This window comes from Amycolatopsis sp. EV170708-02-1 (assembly GCF_022479115.1).
GTDB lineage: Bacteria > Actinomycetota > Actinomycetes > Mycobacteriales > Pseudonocardiaceae > Amycolatopsis.
The window spans coordinates 6040495-6056535 of record NZ_CP092497.1; the positions used below are offsets into that span (position 1 = coordinate 6040495).

The 16041-nt window shown below is 69.3% G+C and carries 12 protein-coding genes, 1 pseudogene and 1 riboswitch; of the genes and pseudogenes, 2 read left to right on the forward strand and 11 right to left on the reverse strand.

What is annotated here, in order from left to right:
• Positions 1-58 precede the first annotated feature (58 nt).
• Positions 59-1054, forward strand: a complete 996-nt coding sequence (locus tag MJQ72_RS27210) for an AsnC family protein (protein ID WP_240593852.1) — start codon at positions 59-61, stop codon at positions 1052-1054.
• A 13-nt stretch (positions 1055-1067) separates the two neighbouring features.
• Here the strand turns inward: MJQ72_RS27210 and MJQ72_RS27215 are convergent, their stop codons facing one another.
• From MJQ72_RS27215 to MJQ72_RS45220, 10 genes and pseudogenes are all read right to left on the reverse strand, one after another.
• Complete coding sequence (locus tag MJQ72_RS27215) at positions 1068-1994, reverse strand: RluA family pseudouridine synthase (RefSeq protein WP_240593854.1); 927 nt, start codon at positions 1992-1994, stop codon at positions 1068-1070.
• Entirely contained in the window at positions 1991-2554 is a 564-nt protein-coding gene (gene lspA / locus MJQ72_RS27220; protein WP_240593856.1) for a signal peptidase II, read from the reverse strand. Before lspA ends, MJQ72_RS27215 begins: the two co-directional genes overlap by 4 nt.
• A complete protein-coding gene (locus MJQ72_RS27225; protein ID WP_240593858.1) occupies positions 2551-3156 on the reverse strand; it encodes a hypothetical protein in 606 nt (201 codons plus the stop codon). Before MJQ72_RS27225 ends, lspA begins: the two co-directional genes overlap by 4 nt.
• A gap of 19 nt (positions 3157-3175) precedes the next feature.
• On the reverse strand, positions 3176-4531 hold the full coding sequence (locus MJQ72_RS27230; RefSeq protein WP_240593860.1) for an aminotransferase class V-fold PLP-dependent enzyme: 1356 nt from the start codon (positions 4529-4531) through the stop codon (positions 3176-3178).
• A 32-nt stretch (positions 4532-4563) separates the two neighbouring features.
• Positions 4564-4678: riboswitch (SAM riboswitch) on the reverse strand.
• Between the two features lie 128 nt (positions 4679-4806).
• A complete protein-coding gene (locus tag MJQ72_RS27235; protein WP_240593862.1) occupies positions 4807-5490 on the reverse strand; it encodes a M23 family metallopeptidase in 684 nt (227 codons plus the stop codon).
• 131 nt (positions 5491-5621) lie between these two features.
• Positions 5622-7100, reverse strand: a complete 1479-nt coding sequence (locus MJQ72_RS27240) for a potassium/proton antiporter (RefSeq protein WP_240593864.1) — start codon at positions 7098-7100, stop codon at positions 5622-5624.
• 112 nt (positions 7101-7212) lie between these two features.
• Positions 7213-7896, reverse strand: coding sequence for a helix-turn-helix transcriptional regulator (locus MJQ72_RS27245; RefSeq protein ID WP_240593866.1), 684 nt, complete (start codon positions 7894-7896; stop codon positions 7213-7215).
• Between the two features lie 44 nt (positions 7897-7940).
• On the reverse strand, positions 7941-9536 hold the full coding sequence (locus MJQ72_RS27250) for a penicillin-binding transpeptidase domain-containing protein (RefSeq protein WP_240593875.1): 1596 nt from the start codon (positions 9534-9536) through the stop codon (positions 7941-7943).
• 210 nt (positions 9537-9746) lie between these two features.
• Positions 9747-12908: an isoleucine--tRNA ligase gene (gene ileS, locus MJQ72_RS27255; RefSeq protein ID WP_240593877.1), complete on the reverse strand. Its 3162-nt coding sequence runs from the start codon at positions 12906-12908 to the stop codon at positions 9747-9749.
• Between the two features lie 270 nt (positions 12909-13178).
• Positions 13179-13726: pseudogene (locus MJQ72_RS45220) on the reverse strand (Imm21 family immunity protein).
• Between MJQ72_RS45220 and MJQ72_RS27265 the strand changes: the two are divergent.
• Positions 13725-14270, forward strand: coding sequence for a hypothetical protein (locus MJQ72_RS27265; RefSeq protein ID WP_240593879.1), 546 nt, complete (start codon positions 13725-13727; stop codon positions 14268-14270). The pseudogene MJQ72_RS45220 and the gene MJQ72_RS27265 overlap by 2 nt on opposite strands.
• 315 nt (positions 14271-14585) lie before the next feature.
• Here the strand turns inward: MJQ72_RS27265 and MJQ72_RS27270 are convergent, their stop codons facing one another.
• On the reverse strand, positions 14586-15842 hold the full coding sequence (locus MJQ72_RS27270; protein ID WP_240593881.1) for an HNH endonuclease signature motif containing protein: 1257 nt from the start codon (positions 15840-15842) through the stop codon (positions 14586-14588).
• Positions 15843-16041 lie beyond the last annotated feature (199 nt).

A 16041-nucleotide genomic window follows, 5' to 3' on the forward strand; every position in this document is an offset into this window, starting at 1 on the left:
CCGCGCTCGGGCGGCCTCTCCCCACGGCGCCGAGGGCGAGACGGTAGCGTTCCCGGACGTGGCCGTGACCGATCCCGTGGACATCCGCCTGCTCGCCGCCCTCGCGGACCTGGGCAAGGCGGCCGTACACGAGCTCGCGGCGAAGGTCGGGATGGATCCGCGCGAGGTCGCGTACCGCCTGGTCGCCCTCTCGGGCAGCGGATTGCCCCTGCTCGTGGGCGTGGAGAGCGACCCGAACGGGCTACGGTCCGCCATCGCCGGCGCGCCGCCCTCCTGGGCCCAGCAGCCCCAGCAACCTCAGCAGCCCCCTCAGCGTCCGCCCGGGCATTCCGGGCCGCACAACATCCAGGGCACCCCCTCCGGGCCGTACAACGTCCAAGGGACCCCGTCGGGCGCGTACAACGTGCACGGCACGCCTTCGGGCCGCTACCCCGGCCCGCCGTCGGCTCCGGTGCGCCAGCCGATGGCGCCACCTCAGCCACCGCCGCGCCCGCCCGCCCCGCCGCAGCAGCAGTTCGCGCCGCCGCCGATGGCGCCCGCCGACCCGGTGATGAGCACCTGGGGCGTCCCCCAGACCGCGTCGTGGGCACGCGGCGACGAACAGCAGGTCACCCCGCAGGCCGCCCCGGAGGGCAAGAAGGGCCGGACCGGCGACGTGATGGAGACCCAGGGCCTGGAGGGCGAGCAGCTCACCGTCCAGTTGCTCGAGGTCCAGGACCCGGCGGACTACCTGTTCAGCGCGGCGGGCTACTCGCTGGAGGCCGGGGAACGCTCGGTCGTGGTGCACACCGAGATCACCAACCGCGGGAACATCCCGTTCGTGTCGCTTCCGGACAACTACCTCGAACTGCTCACCGCGGACGGCAAGCCGATCGCGAAGGCGCCGGTCTCGCTGACCTCGCGGCCGCCGCACAAGATCGGCGTCCGGCCCGGCGAGACGCTGGGCGGGCACACCGTCTACGTGCTGCCGGACGCCACCCGCGTGGTCGCCGTGCGCTGGTCACCGCGGCCGGAGCCGGACGAGCGCACGCTGACCTGGTCGATCGAGGACTGAACGCGGCCCGGGCCTAGTTCTCGTCCTGCAGGATCCGCAGCGCGTTCGCCAGGTCGTCCGGGTACTCCGATTCGAACTCGACCCAGCGCCCGTCGGCCGGATGGGCGAAGGCGAGCGTCTTCGCGTGCAGCCACTGCCGCGAAAGACCCAGCTTGCGCGCCAGCACGGGATCCGCGCCGTAGGTCAGGTCGCCGACGCACGGGTGCTTGAGCGCCGAGAAGTGCACGCGGATCTGGTGCGTGCGGCCGGTCTCCAGCTTGATCTGCGCCAGCGACGCCGCGCGGAACGCCTCGACGACCTCGTAGTGCGTGACGCTGGGCCGCCCGCCCTGGACGACGGCGAATTTGTAGTCGTGCCGGGGGTGCCGGTCGATCGGCGCGTCGATGGTGCCGCGCGTCGGGTCGGGGTGGCCCTGGACGATGGCGTGGTAGCCCTTGTCGACGGTGCGTTCCTTGAACGCCCGCTTCAGCACGGTGTACGCGTGCTCGCTCTTCGCCACGACCATCACGCCGGTGGTGCCGGCGTCCAGCCGGTGCACGACGCCCTGGCGTTCGGCCGCGCCCGAGGTCGCGATGCGCAGCCCGGCGGCGGCGAGCCCGCCGACGACGGTCGGCCCGGTCCAGCCCGGGCTCGGGTGCACGGCGACGCCGACCGGCTTCGAGATCACCACGATGTCGTCGTCGTCGTGCAGGATCTTCATGCCCTCGACGGGCTCCGCGACGACCTCGATGGCCGAGGCCGGATCGGGCAGCGTCACTTCGAGCAGTCCGCCGGCGGTCAGCCGGTCCGACTTCCCGGCGGGCTTGCCGTCGAGATAGATCTCGCCGGATTCGGCCAGTTCCGCCACGACGGTGCGGGAAAGTCCCAGCAGTTTCGCCAGCCCCGCGTCGACGCGCATTCCGTCGAGCCCGTCGGGGACGGGCAGCATGCGCGCGCTCATTCGGTCGCCGCCTTCTTCTTGTCCTTTGTGGATGTTCCGTCGTAGTCCTTGCCCAGCAAGGAAAGGATCACGATGAGCACACCGCCGACGCAGATCGCGGAGTCGGCGACGTTGAAGATCGCCCAGCCCTGCCCGTTCGGTGCGAAGGCGGAGATCATGTCGACCACGTGCCCCTGCAGCGGGCCGGGGGCGCGGAAGATCCGGTCGGTCAGGTTGCCGAGCGCGCCGGCCAGCACCAGGCCGAGCCCGATCGCCCAGCCGACCGAGCGCAGCCGCCGCGACAGCCAGACGATGGCGATCACGACGGCGATCGCGACCAGCGCGAGCACCCAGGTCAGGCCGGTCGCCATCGAGAAGGCGGCACCGGGGTTGCGCACCAGCTGGAAGTACACGAGCCCGCCGAGGAACTCGACCGGCTGCCTGCCCTCCAGCGTGGACACGGCGATCTGCTTGGTGAGGAGGTCGATCCCCCACAGCACCGCGGCGACGACGAACACCACGGCGACGCGCTTCTTGGGCAGCGGCGGCGACGGTGGCGCGGTTTCGGGCTCTGTGCTCACTCCCCCATTGTCCACTGAGCGTGTTCAGGCCTCCCCTTCGGCCTGCTCAGCAGGGCCGCGAACGCTCCGGCGAGCGCGACCAGCGACGAAAGCACCAGCGCGAGCTGTCCCTGCGCGAGCACGACCGCGCAGAGCGCGAACGCCACGGCCACGATCAGCACCAGCACGCTGCGGTCCAGCCAGGCCAGCAGGACCAGGCCAAGCGTCAGCAGGAGCGCGCTCCGGGTGTCGCCGTCGAGGTCGAACTCCCAGTAGCCGACCAGATCGGCCAGCGCGATGGCGACCAGTACGCCGAGCGCGATCGCGACGACCTTCCACCACCGCATGGTCTTCGTCCGAAGGGCGTAGAACAGCACCGTGCCGAGGTAGACCGCGAAGACGGCGAACAGCCAGTTGTCCATCCTGCCGATGGCGCCGGCCGAAACCGCGGTCAGGGGCGTCCCCACGCTCTGGACGGAGCCGAACATGCCGCCGTCCCCGTAAGGCACGTAGGCGAACCACCCCTCGGACCGGCGCGTGCCGACGGACAAGGCCACCACGGCCAGCTGGGCGAATCCCAGCAACGCCAGCGGAAACCAGTAACGCGGTCGCTCGTTCCCCATGCGGGGTGAGGGTAGTGGCTCAGGCGCAGAACGGAGGCAGTTCGCGCGGATCGTTCTCCGGCACCCAGCGGCCTTCCGGCTTCTCGTACTGCCAGCGCGCGCCGCGGGCGACGATCTGGCGCAGCGCCAGCACGATCCGGTCCACGTGTTCGGTGGTGCTGCCGAGGCCGAGGCTGACGCGCACGGCCTGCTGGCCCGTCGAACCGGCGACGGCGATCAGCCGCTTGGTCGCCACGTGCGCGCAGAAAGCGCCGTCCCGCACGCCGATGCCGTACTCCGCGGAAAGGACCGCGGCCAGCCAGCCGGGGTCGAAACCGTCGACGACGAAGCTGAGCGTGCCGACGCGGTCGACAGGCGCGTCGAACAACCGCAGTTCGGCGAATCCGGGGATGGCGGCGAGGCCGCGACGCAGCCGCGCGAGCAGTTCCTCTTCGTGGGCGACGATGCCGTCCCAGGTCGCGGCCAGCGTCTCGCAGGCGACACCCAGCGCGTAGACGCCGACGGTGTTGGGGGAACCGGCTTCGTGCCGCTCGGCACCGGAATTCCAGACCACACCGAGGTTTTCGGAGTCACGGGTGACGAGTTTCGTCGCGCCGCCGCCGGCGAGGTACGGCTGGGCCGCACGCAGCCAGTCGGCGCGGCCGATCAGCGCGCCGGCGCCGAACGGCGCGTACAGCTTGTGGCCGGACAGCGCGACGTAGTCGACGTCCAGTTCGCGCACCGAGATCTTCCGGTGCGGCGCGAGCTGCGCCGCGTCGAGCGCGATCCGGGCGCCGTGCCGACGTGCCACGGCCGCGATCTCCTTGACCGGCAACAGTTCCCCGGTCACGTTGGAGGCACCGGTGAGGACGACCAGCCGCGGGCCCTGCGGGCAGTCGGCGAGCGCTTCGTCCACAGCGGACACCGCGGCGAGGCGGGTGCGCGGCGTCTCGACGCGGCGGACGTTCGGACCCTTCCACGGCAGCAGCGCGGCGTGGTGCTCGGTGTCGAACACGACGACCGACGTGTGCTTCGGCAGGCTGCGCGCGAGAAGGTTGAAGGAATCGGTGGTGTTGCGAGTGAACACGACGGTGTCGGTCGATCGCGCGTCGACGAAGTCCCGCAGGATTCCGCGCGTGCGCTCGTAAAGCTTGGTCGAAACCTGCGAGGCGAACCCGGCCCCGCGGTGCACGCTGGCGTACCAGGGCAGGAATTCGTCGACCGCGGCCCGCACCTTGTCCAGACAGGGGGCGCTCGCCGCGTGATCGAGGTTGGCGTAGCCGATGTCTCCGCCGGTGACCAGCGGAACCCGCAGATCGGCGCAGGCGACGGTCGGGATTTCGTGCGTGGCAACGGTTTCAGCGGAAACACCGGTGCGTTCGAGAGCGAGGGTCATCGTCATCCTCCGGGCCAGGGGACCCGGCGAGGATCCCGCGCTTGCCCGTCGCACCGCGCGACGAGCCAGGTCCTCACCCGGGGCACCCCACCGCGGAAGGAGGGTTGCCGGTCAGCTAGCCGGGGCTTGACGCTGACACTCGTGACCTACGGACGAAGTTAGCGGATGGGCGGGCGATCGAGCCAGCCCTCGTCCGCATCTTGAGACGCCGCTCACGTCGTCCGCGAGCGGGGATAACCGCTGCCCGGCGCCGCGCCGCGCCGGGCAACGGCAGGTCAGACCCGGAATCGGCCGGGCAGCGGGACGGTCGCGCGGGAGGAGACCTCGGTCGCGGTACCCGAGTACTGATCGGTGCCCGCGGTGAACTGCCAGCCGCCGAAGGTCTTGCCGTCGACGGCTTCGCCGTAGGCCTCGGCGACCTTGGTCGAGACCTCGTCGTAGGACAGGCCGTTCCAGTTGCCCGCGCCGACCCCGAAGTCGCGCGAGTCGCCGCCCTGGGCGGCGGCCGTGGGCAGGGTCCACAGGGTGAAGTGCACGTGGGCGCCGGTGCTGCTGCCGCCGCAGGGCAGCGCGTTGCCGGTGCGGCCGAGGGCGTCGCCCGGGGCGACCTTCTGGCCGTCGGTGACCGAAATGTTCTCCATGTGGTAGTACCCGGTGCGCCAGCCGCCGTCGTGGTCGACGGTCACCCAGTCGCCGCCGGAGCAGTGCTGGATCCGCACCGTGCCCGCCAGCGGGGCGCGGACGGTCTTGTCGCCCGGGCTGAAGTCGATGGCGTTCTTCACCCCGGACGTGCCGTTGTCCGAGTGGATCCCCGCCGAGTAGACGGACTGGCCCGTGTCGAAAGGCAGCCCGAAGGCGGGAAAAGCGCCGGCCGCAGTAGCCGTCGGGGCGGCGATAACCACTCCGACGAGTGCCAGAGTGGCCCCCAGGCCAGCGAACCGCGCAGGAAGTTTCGTCACCGTGCGTACTCCTTACCCCGTGACACTCACCCATTCGATGGAGTCGATTGCGGGGAAAGTAATCCAAAAGGAGTACAAATGGGAAGAAGTTTCTGAGATCACCCGACGAACAGCTGGTGCCGGTTCGTGACCTACTGGCCGGATTCGCCCTTCCACCTGGCGAGGCGGCCCGCGCGGTCGACGGCCCGCAGGCGTCGTTCGGCCGCGTCACGGGCTTCGGCGGTGGTCACGACGAGTAACTGGTCGCGCTCCTGAAGCCGGGTGTTCTTGTTCGGCGTGAAGCCGGACCCATCGCGGACGAGGAGGCTGATCGTCGCTCCCACCGGCAGCCGCAGTTCGGCCAGGTACACGCCGTGCATCTTCGATCCGGTGTTGATCCGGACCTGCAGGAGTTCCGCGCCCATCTCGTCGAGCGGCGCAGAGTCGACGTCGATCTCGTGCGCTTCGGCGTGCTGGGCCAGCCCGAGCGCTCGCGCGAGCGGGGTCAGCGTCGCCCCTTGGAGCAGCGTCAGCACGATGACCAGCACGAACACCGCATCGACCAGCTCTTGCGCGCCGGGCACCCCGGACGACAGCGGGATCAGCGCCAGCACGATCGGGACCGCTCCGCGCAGCCCCGCCCACGACAGGAACACCTGTTCTCGCCAAGGGATCTTGAACGGCAGCGCGGACAGGAGCACCGACAGCGGACGGGCGAGCAACAACACGACCGCGCCCGCGACCAGGCCCTGGACCAGGCTCTCGAAGATCCTGCTCGGCGAGGCGAACAGGCCCAGCAGCACGAACAGGCCGATCTGCGCGAGCCAGCCGAGCCCTTCGGCGAAGGAGAGCGTGTCCGAGCGGTGCGGCAGCTTCGAGTTGCCCAGCACCAGGGCCGCGACGTAGGTGGCGAGCAGCCCCGACGCGTGGGCGAGCTGCCCGCTCGAATACGCCACGACGCACACCGCGACGGTGGCCAGCGGGTACAGACCGGTGGCGGGAAGCGCCGCCCGGCGCAGCGCGAACGCCCCGCCCCAGCCGAAGGCCAGGCCGATCACCAGCCCGGCGGCGAGTTCGTAGACCACCAGCAGCGGCAGCGACCAGTCGACGGTCGCCCCCTCGGCGAGGACGACGACGGCGATGTAGGCCGGGGCGTCGTTGATCCCGGACTCGATCTCCAGCGCGCCCACGAGCCGCTTCCCGATCCCCGCCGATCTCAGCACGGAGAAGACCGCCGCGGCGTCGGTCGAGGCGAGCACCGCGCCCCACAGCAACGCCATCCGCCAGTCCAGGCCCAGCAACCAGTGCAAAGCCGCGCCGGTGACCGCGATGCTCACCGCGACGGCCACTGTGGACAGTGCGATTCCGATGCCCAGCGAGGGTTTCACGGCCGTCCACCGGGTGGTGAGGCCACCTTCGGACAGGATCATCACCAGCGCGGCGAGGCCGAGCGACTGGGTGAGCTCGGGGTTGTCGTACTGGATGCCGAACCCGGCTTCGCCGAGCAGGACACCCATCCCCAGGTACAGCAGGAGCGAGGGAAGGCCGACCCGGATCGACACCCGGACGGCGATCACGGCGACGAGAAGCACCGCACCACCGGTGCCGAGGATGAGCGGGAGCTGCTCCATGTCGCCTCCCGTTCCGGTCGCCGTGAGGGCTCCAGAATAGTGAGGCGGTGATCGTCACACGTTCGTGTACCGGTCGGAAAGCGCCCGGATAACCTGTGTTACAGACTGTCCATTAGGGACTGCGCAGGGCCACCAGGTCGACACCGAGTTCCGCGAACGGCTTTTCCGCCGCGGGCAGGACCTTCACCGCGCGGTTGCCCTCACGGGACAACCAGCCGGCGCTCACTCCGTGAGACAGTAACGCCGCGGGGACCCGGCCTGCCAAATGATCACGTCGAACCGTCCAATCGAGACAGTCACGCAGCATCGGACGGCGACCGCCGTCGATCTCCACCCCGAACGCGCCGAGCACCTCGCGTCCGCGACCGGTCAGCGTCAGCCCGTCGGCGTCGTCGATCAGCCCGGTGGCGAGCATCCCGTCCCGCAGCGCGACCCCGACCGTCCCGGCGAGGTGGTCGTAGCAGGTCCTGGCGAACTCGAGCCGCTTCGCCCGCACCGAAGACTTCAGCCCCTTTACCGGCCGGTGCTCCGCGTGCTGTGCCAGGTGCTCGATCAGCTCCGCCACCCGGGGGTCGGCTATCCGGACGTACCTGTGCCTCCCCTGCTTGACCCGCACGACGAACCCGGCGTCGGTCAGCTTCGTCACGTGCTCGCTCGCCGTCGACGTGGCCACCTCGGCCGCGCCCGCCAGCTCGGTCACCGTCCAGGCGCGGCCGTCGAGCAGCGCGAGGCACATCGACGCGCGGCTCGGATCGGCGAGCACGGCCGCGACCTCGGCGAGTGCGATCGTTTCCATGCGTCCACCGTAGAAGACCCACGCTTCGGCGACGGCCGAACTCCTCAGCCCGCCAGGAACTTCGCCGCCAGCTGGACCGCGGGCTTGGAATCGTTGGACCCTTCGAGCATGACGGCGAAGGCGACGTCCCCGCGATAGCCGACGAACCAGCCGTTGGCGTCCGCGCCCGACCCGAACTGCGCCGTGCCGGTCTTGCCGAAGACGGCCCCGCTGCCCTTCAACGCTTTCGCGGTCCCCGTCGTGCAGACCTCGCGCATCATCGCGCGGACCTGGTTCAGCACTCCCGCCGGCGGGGCCTGGTACCCGGCGTTGACCTTGGTCTCCAGCCCCTGCCAGAGCTTCGGAACCACCGGCTTCCCCGTCGCGACCGTCGCGGCCATGAGCGCCGCGCCCAGCGGGCTGACCTGCACCCTGCCCTGGCCGATCCCGGCCTCGACCTGCTCGTCACCGCTGCCCGACGGCTCCACCTTCCCGGCCTCCGTCGACAGTCCGGGGATCTCGAAGTCGGCGTTGAGGCCGAGCTGGCTCGCGGCCTTCGCGAGGCCGTCCGCAGGCAGCTGCCCGGCGAGCCGCCCGAAGGTCGTGTTGCACGACGCGGCGAACGCCGTCTTCAGGGAAACGGTCCCCAGGTCGAACCCGTTGTCGTTCTTGAGCGTACGGGTGCCGATCTGCTCGCTGCCCGGGCAGGGCAGCGGGGAGTCGGCGGTGACGCTGCCCTGCTGCAGCGCTGCGGTCGCCGTGGCGATCTTGAAGGCCGAGCCCGGCGAGTACAGGCCGTTGAGCGCCTTCGGCTGGTTCCCGGCGGCGCCATTCTGCGCGACCGCCAGGAGCTCGCCCGAGGTCTTCATCGCGACGATGATCGCCGGTCCTTGGAAGCCGTCGACGGCTTTCTGAGCCGCGGTCTGGGACGCCACACTCAACGTCGAAACCAGCGGCTTGTCGGTCTCGGCGGCCTGCCCGAACAGCGTCTCGACCGGTTTGCCGGAGACGTCGACGCGAGACACGGTGACGGTCGTCGCGGCGCCGCTGTTCTCCCCGGAGGCGACCTTGGCCAACGCTCCCTGCAGGATCGGCGCGACGCCCGTCGCGTCACCGCCGACCAGCGCCTTGCCGTCGCGGTCGGCCACGATCGGTTTGGCCGAAACGGGGGCGACGGAAAGCCGCTGCCCGGCTTCGAGCTTCGGGTGGATCACCGACATCGCCCAGCGGACCGTCCACTTCCCGGCGTTGCGCACCAGGTCCAGCTTGCCCTCGTACTTCCAGACGGTGTTACCCGCGAACGTCCACGCGACGTGGAAGGTGGCCGACGTCGTGGTCGCGTTGCCCGGCGTCGTCGGGACTTCGCCGAGCGACGTCCTGACCGACGCCCCGTTGAGCGTGTTGCGCGTCCCGGTCAGCGCGGCCGTGGCCGCCGCCGGATCGTCGACCGGGGCGGTGGTCAGGTCGCCGGTGTCGAACAGCCGCAGGAACCGGCCGGCGACCTGCGCCGGGCTGTCCTGCACGCTCTCGGTGGAGTCCCCCGGGCCGGAAGCCGCGGGCGCCCGGTCCTCCTTGACCAGCAGCACCACCCCGGCCACCACGATGGCGACCACCGCCAGCGCGGCGCCGATCAGGATCCCTCTTTTCCGGGCAGGACTCATGGATTCGCTCTCCCCCATTCGGCGCGTACCCTCGCGCGCCCCCGGGCGCCAGCCTGCCGATTTCCCCCGCGCAAGGCTCCCGCGCGGCGAGAAAGCCGCTGTTCCGAATCCGTTTCGTGATCCCGGTGATCGACACCCGGCCCAGACGCCATGGAAGGTCCTTTCCTTGCAAATTTGCAAGGAAAGGACCTTCCATGGCACTCGCGAGGGTCAGGCCTTGGTGACCGCCACGGTCACCTTCGTGCCTTCACCGACCGTCCCGGCCGAGCCGTCGGCGACGTCGCCGTACGCCACCGACGTCGCCAACGTCTCCGAAGCGATGAACTCCTCGTGCGTCTTCGCGGCCGTGACCACGTCTTCCGGCGCGTCGACCGTCAGCGCGATGCGGTCGGCGACGTCGAGCCCGGCGTCGCGGCGGGCCTGCTGCACGACCCGGACCAGGTCGCGGGCCAGGCCCTCGGCCGCCAGCTCGTCGGTCACGTCGGTGTCGAGCAGCACCAGCCCGGCACCACCCGGCAGTTCCGCGGCCGCGCCGCCGCCCTTGGCGACCAGGCGCCGGTCGTACTCGCCTTCGACGAGCTCGATCCCGGCCGCCACGACGGCGCCGCTCTCCGACGTCGTCCACTCACCGGCCTTGACGGCCTTGATCACCGTCTGGACATCCTTGCCCAGCCGCGGCCCGGCCGCACGGGCGTTCACCGCGACCTCGAAACCGCCGTGCGCGGCGACGTCCGTGGTCAGCTCGACGGATTTGACGTTGACCTCGTCGCGCAGGATGTCGGTGAAGTCGCGCAGCGAGTCGGCCTCGTGCGCGGCCACGACCAGCTTGGCCAGCGGCAGCCGCACCCGCAGCTTGTTGGACTTCCGCAGCGAAAGCGCCGAAGACGCCACCTGGCGCACCCGGTCCATCGCCGTCACCAGCGCCGCGTCGGCGGGCAGGTCGAGCGCGTTCGGCCAGTCGGTCAAGTGCACCGAACGGCCGCCGGTCAGCCCGCGCCAGACGACCTCCGTGGTCAGCGGCAGCAGCGGCGCCACCACCCGCGACGTCACCTCCAGCACGGTGTGCAGGGTGTCGATCGCGTCCTGCTCGCCCGCCCAGAACCGGTCGCGCGACCGGCGCACGTACCAGTTCGTCAGCACCTCGAGGAAGTCACGCACGGTCGAGCAAGCACCGGCGACGTCGTAGGTGTCGAGCGCGTGCTCGACGTCGGTCACCAGTTCGTGCGTCTTCGCCAGCACGTACCGGTCGAGGATGTGCTTCGAATCCGTGCGCCACTGGCCTTCCACGCCCTCGGCGTTCGCGTAGAGCGCGAGGAAGTAGTACGAGTTCCACAGCGGCAGCACGGCCTGGCGGACGGCGTCGCGGATGCCCTTGTCGGTGACGACCAGGTTCCCGCCGCGCAGGATCGGGCTCGCCATCAGATACCAGCGCATCGCGTCGGAGCCGTCGCGGTCGAAGACCTCGTTGACGTCCGGGTAGTTGCGCAGCGACTTGGACATCTTCTGGCCGTCCGAGCCGAGCACGATCCCGTGCGAGATGCAGGTGCGGAACGCCGGCCGGTCGAACAGCGCGGTCGCCAGCACGTGCAGGACGTAGAACCAGCCGCGGGTCTGACCGATGTACTCGACGATGAAGTCGCCCGGGTAGTGGTGCTCGAACCACTCGGTGTTCTCGAACGGGTAGTGCACCTGCGCGTACGGCATCGAACCCGAGTCGAACCAGACGTCGAGCACGTCCTCGATCCGGCGCATGGTGGACTTCCCGGTCGGGTCGTCCGGGTTGGGCCGGGTCAGTTCGTCGATGAACGGCCGGTGCAGGTTCTCCAGCCGCACGCCGAAGTCGCGCTCGATCTCGTCGAGCGAGCCGTAGACGTCCGTGCGCGGGTACGCCGGGTCGTCCGACTGCCACACCGGGATCGGCGTGCCGAAGTACCGGTTGCGGGAGACCGACCAGTCGCGGGCGTTCTCCAGCCATTTGCCGAACTGGCCGTCCTTGACGTTCTCCGGGTACCAGGTGATCTGCTGGTTCAGCTCGACCATCCGGTCCTTGAACTCGGTCACCGCGACGAACCACGACGAGACGGCGCGGTAGATCAGCGGGTTCCGGCAGCGCCAGCAGTGCGGGTACGGGTGCTCGTAGGTCTCGTGGCGCAGCAGCACCGCACCCTGACGGCCGGCGGAACCGGTGCCGTTCTTGAGGTCCTTGATGATGTTCGGGTTGGCGTCGAAGACCTGCTGGCCCTCGTAATCCGAGACGGTCGCGTCGAACTTGCCCTGCGCGTCCACCGGGGTGACCGGGACGATGCCCGCGGCGTCGGTGACGACCTTGTCTTCTTCACCGTAGGCGGGCGCGATGTGGACGACACCGGTGCCGTCCTCGGTGGTGACGTAGTCCGCGGACAGCACGCGGTGCGCGTTCTCGTGTCCGGCGAAGTACGGGAACGGTGGGGCGTAACGGGTTCCGAGCAGTTCGGTGCCGGTGTAGTGCCCGACGACGGTCGGCTCCTCGCCGAGCTCGCGGGCGTACGCGGCGACGCGGGCCTCGGCGAGCAGGAACCGCTTGCCGTCGCTTTCCACCACGACGTACCGCACGTCCGGGTGCACCGCGGTCGCGAGGTTGGACGGCAGCGTCCACGGGGTCGTGGTCCAGATCAGCAGATAGGTGCCGTCGAGCTCGTTGTCGTTGCCCTCCAAGCGGAAACCGACCGTGACGGCCGGGTCCTGGCGGCTGGCGTAGACGTCGTCGTCCATGCGCAGCTCGTGGTTGGACAGCGGGGTCTCGTCGCGCCAGCAGTAGGGCAGCACGCGGTAGCCCTCGTAGACCAGGCCCTTGTCCCACAGCTGCTTGAACGCCCAGATGACCGACTCCATGTAGGACAGGTCGAGCGTCTTGTAGTCGTTGTCGAAGTCGACCCAGCGGGCCTGACGGGTGACGTAGTCCTGCCATTCGCCGGTGTAGCGCAGCACGGACTCGCGACAGGCCTCGTTGAAGACGTCGATGCCCATCGCGTCGATCTCGGATTTCTCGGTGATCCCGAGCTGGCGCATGGCTTCGAGTTCGGCGGGCAGGCCGTGGGTGTCCCAGCCGAAGCGGCGCTCGACGCGCTTGCCCTTCATGGTCTGGTAGCGCGGCACCAGGTCCTTCACGTACCCGGTGAGGAGGTGCCCGTAGTGCGGGAGCCCGTTGGCGAACGGCGGGCCGTCGTAGAAGACGTACTCGTTCGAACCGTGGACGCCGGGGTCGCGGGCGTCGATCGAAGCCTGGAAGGTCCGATCGGCTTCCCAGTACGCGAGGACGCGCTTCTCCGACTCGGGGAACGAAGGCTGGGACGGGACGCCGGTCTCGCCGTCCACCTGTGCCTTGGGATACATCTTCGGTGCTCCTCGCGGTTCGTCTCTCGTACGGGTTTCCACCCACACGGGGACGAGACGGCCGTTTCCGGCGCGTTCCGCGGTACCACCCCGCTTGCCCGGCCGGTCGGTGTTCCGGCTGGGCCGCTCATTCGACGGCTGTGACGGGCCGTACCCGTCCGGTTCTACTGAGGGCGCGGGCCCTGTTCTTCCGGAGGCTCCCCGGTGATGGCCGGATCGGTGCCAGTTCAGTCAAGGGTAGCGCGCGGGCGCAACCGGCTTCTCACCCGGTCATCCGGACCAGGCCGACGCCCCGGGCGTGGACGGCCCGGACCGCGAAACTCCCCTCTCGATGTCGACGTACTCCTCCTGCGGCTTCCCGCCGGCGGGATATGCGATGCCCAGCTCGGTGCCCGCCGTCACCGAGTCCATGAGGATCGCGGGACCGTCGGTCTCCCAGTGGCCGCAGTCCTCCCACGGCGTCGCGGGGTCGGCGAGGAGCCGCTCGGCCTCGGCGAGCAACTCGTCCTCGGAGTCGGCGGCGAGCCACCGGAGGAACGCACGGTGCTCCGGGAGATAACAAGTGGCGGCGGGTTCGTCGCCGAGGACCAGGCCCGTCGTCCCCCGATGGGGAGCGTGCCCGCGAGCGCGTTCACCGCGCAGGCGCGGTCGTAGTCGTCCTCGCCTCCTTCCAGGCTTCCTTTCCAGTCCGCCAAAGCGGAAACGGGCACGACGACGAGCGGGCCGCCGAGGGATTCGACCCAGGATCGAGTCCGAGTGATCGTCACGGCGGCAGTGTCCCGCGAGGGACCGACACTTTCCGGCCATACTGCGAGCATGGGGCGAGACGAGTGGCTGGCGGTGCAGGCTCGGAACTTCAAGGCACTTCGTGGCAGACGAATCGACCGGTGGGTCGGCGTGGAGATGGCACTGCGGGAGGACCCGGCGGGAACCGGCCCGCAGTTCGCCGATCCCGAAGTCCCATGCGTTCAGCTGTACTGGCTTCAGGCTTGGCTGGACGACGGCAGCGCGGTCGAGATCGGCACCTATCAAGGCGACGACGGCTTCAGCCTCGGCGGCCACCCGTCGGACAAGTCGTCCGACGACGGACGATGGGACGGGATCTATCGTTGGCGCTCCTTTCCCGAGTTGCCCGCCGGTTCCGTCGAGCAGGTGGCGGTTTTCCTCGACCAATGCCTCCTGGCCGAGGTGCATTTCCTGATCGGAACACGGCCGCTGGCTCTGGTCGCCGGTGAACTGGAGGAAAGGCACGACGGCGGGCTGACCTTCCAGCGGCTCGACGAATCCGTCCTCGCCTTCACTGATCTTGTCGCCGTCGAACGTGCCCCGTGGAGCACGGCGCGGCAAATCCGCCGCTTCTGAACGCGAGAGCGTGTAGGTCGTTATACAGTCGTTTTCCGGTCCGTCTGGCGTGCAGCAACGCCAGCGCCTCGTCGTCCGAAAGCCCGGCGGGGTTATTTTCCGGCTGGTTTGAGGGTCGTGTTGTCTCGGCTTCGGGAACTACACGGTGCAGGTAAGAGTGGCCGGCCTGTGTCTTGAGGCACAGGATGTCGCATCTCGGTGTTCCGGTAGACCGTCTCGCGTGATCTGGACTTTCCATCCATGGGCAGGGGCGATCGCGGCCGGAGCTCTCAAGTTCGGCAGTGGGTTCGGTTTCGGTGGAGCGATGGGGTCGGCCTATGTCCTCAGGTGCATCGTGTTGCGCCTCGGGGCCCCGGTCGGGTCGAGGTAGGCGGGTGGGGTGAATTCGGGGAGGCCGTCTTGGGCGATCTGGACTTTCCATTCGCTGCGGTGGATCAACCGGTGATGCTTCGTGCAGAGGAGGACGAGGTTGTCGATTTTCGTTTCGCCGTGATGTCGCCAGAAAATGATGTGATGAGCGGTGCACCGCGGCACCGGCATGTCACAGCCTGGGAAGGCGCAGCCTCCGTCGCGGAGGGTGAGGGCGTATTTCTGGGCCAGGGACACGGTGCGTTTCGACCGGCCGATGTCCAGCGGTTCGCCCGCGGTGCCGAGGACGCCGGGTCTGACGCGGGCGTCGCAGGCAAGGATCCTCGCGTCGGTGGCACTGATCGGCCCGACCAGATCCAGGTGGGCTTCACCGAGATCGCTCATCAGGTCCTCGTAGGACATGGTGACGAGGATGTGCGTCGCTTCCCCCGCCTGGCCGGGAAGGTTCCGGCTGGTGGTCTTCAAGCGGACATAGTCGGTGAAGGCATCCCCGTAACGTTCATCCTGGCTACGGGGATCCCGGACCCCGTCGATGGCCTTGTGCGGCTTCGCCATCGGATCCAGGTCGGATTTGAGGCGGGCGTAGGTTTCCAGGTCGAGTCTGGCTTTGAGGCCGAGGGTGCCGTCGCGGTGCTTCACGAACCGCAACTCCGGCCGGGTCTCTTTCGGATCCTCGTTGCGGGGTTCCTTGCCATCGGGGTCGAGCTCGTCGAGCAGGCGCCGTCCGGCACGGGCGATCTGCCGAGGCCCAGCATGACGGGCCAACTCGACCAGGATCTTCTCCCCGGCCCGCACATCCTCTTCGGGGACGGCGGACGGGATGCGGGCGAGGGTTTTGATGATGGCGTCGATCTGGCCGCCGCCGATCGCGCCCTCAGCGGCGGCGTCGGCTGTGAGCGGTGCCAGGGGTGGTTCGGGGTCTCCGCCGATCGACGGACCAGGGTGCAGGGCGAGGACGCGGTCGGCGCGGGCGCTGGCTTCCTTGTCCGACACCAGGAAATCCTCGACAATCAACCCCGCCAACGTCGAATGACCACTACGGCCACGCACCCCACGGGAGTTGATTTCCGCGAGGATCGCGTTCTGCTCGGCATCCAACCGGCGCTTCTGGATTTCGAGTTCCTGTTTACGGGCATGCAGCGTCGCCGTGTCGACGCGCCACCACTCGGTGGACGTCTTCGGAGAGGCCTCGTCGCTGGACACAAGATCAACGCTACGCCGGGTCGAACACCTGTGCTATAGCACATTCAGACTATATCGCTCCCGATTGTCTGCGGAAAAGTGGAGCGAAGGAAATCCTGACATGGGCCAGGTAAAGACACGCACCGGATTCCTTGCCCATCACCAGAAAGCCGACACGGTCGCAATCAGCCGACTAATTGCGACCACATCGCAGCACCGG

Coding starts and splice junctions, on each gene's coding strand:
- MJQ72_RS27230 (WP_240593860.1), bottom strand. CDS start 4,531: ATGACCCTCGCTCTCGAACGCACCGGTGTTTCCGCTGAAACCGTTGCC.
- MJQ72_RS27250 (WP_240593875.1), bottom strand. CDS start 9,536: ATGAGTCCTGCCCGGAAAAGAGGGATCCTGATCGGCGCCGCGCTGGCG.
- ileS (WP_240593877.1), bottom strand. CDS start 12,908: ATGTATCCCAAGGCACAGGTGGACGGCGAGACCGGCGTCCCGTCCCAG.
- MJQ72_RS27225 (WP_240593858.1), bottom strand. CDS start 3,156: ATGGGGAACGAGCGACCGCGTTACTGGTTTCCGCTGGCGTTGCTGGGA.
- MJQ72_RS27245 (WP_240593866.1), bottom strand. CDS start 7,896: ATGGAAACGATCGCACTCGCCGAGGTCGCGGCCGTGCTCGCCGATCCG.
- MJQ72_RS27240 (WP_240593864.1), bottom strand. CDS start 7,100: ATGGAGCAGCTCCCGCTCATCCTCGGCACCGGTGGTGCGGTGCTTCTC.
- MJQ72_RS27215 (WP_240593854.1), bottom strand. CDS start 1,994: ATGAGCGCGCGCATGCTGCCCGTCCCCGACGGGCTCGACGGAATGCGC.
- MJQ72_RS27265 (WP_240593879.1), top strand. CDS start 13,725: ATGGGGCGAGACGAGTGGCTGGCGGTGCAGGCTCGGAACTTCAAGGCA.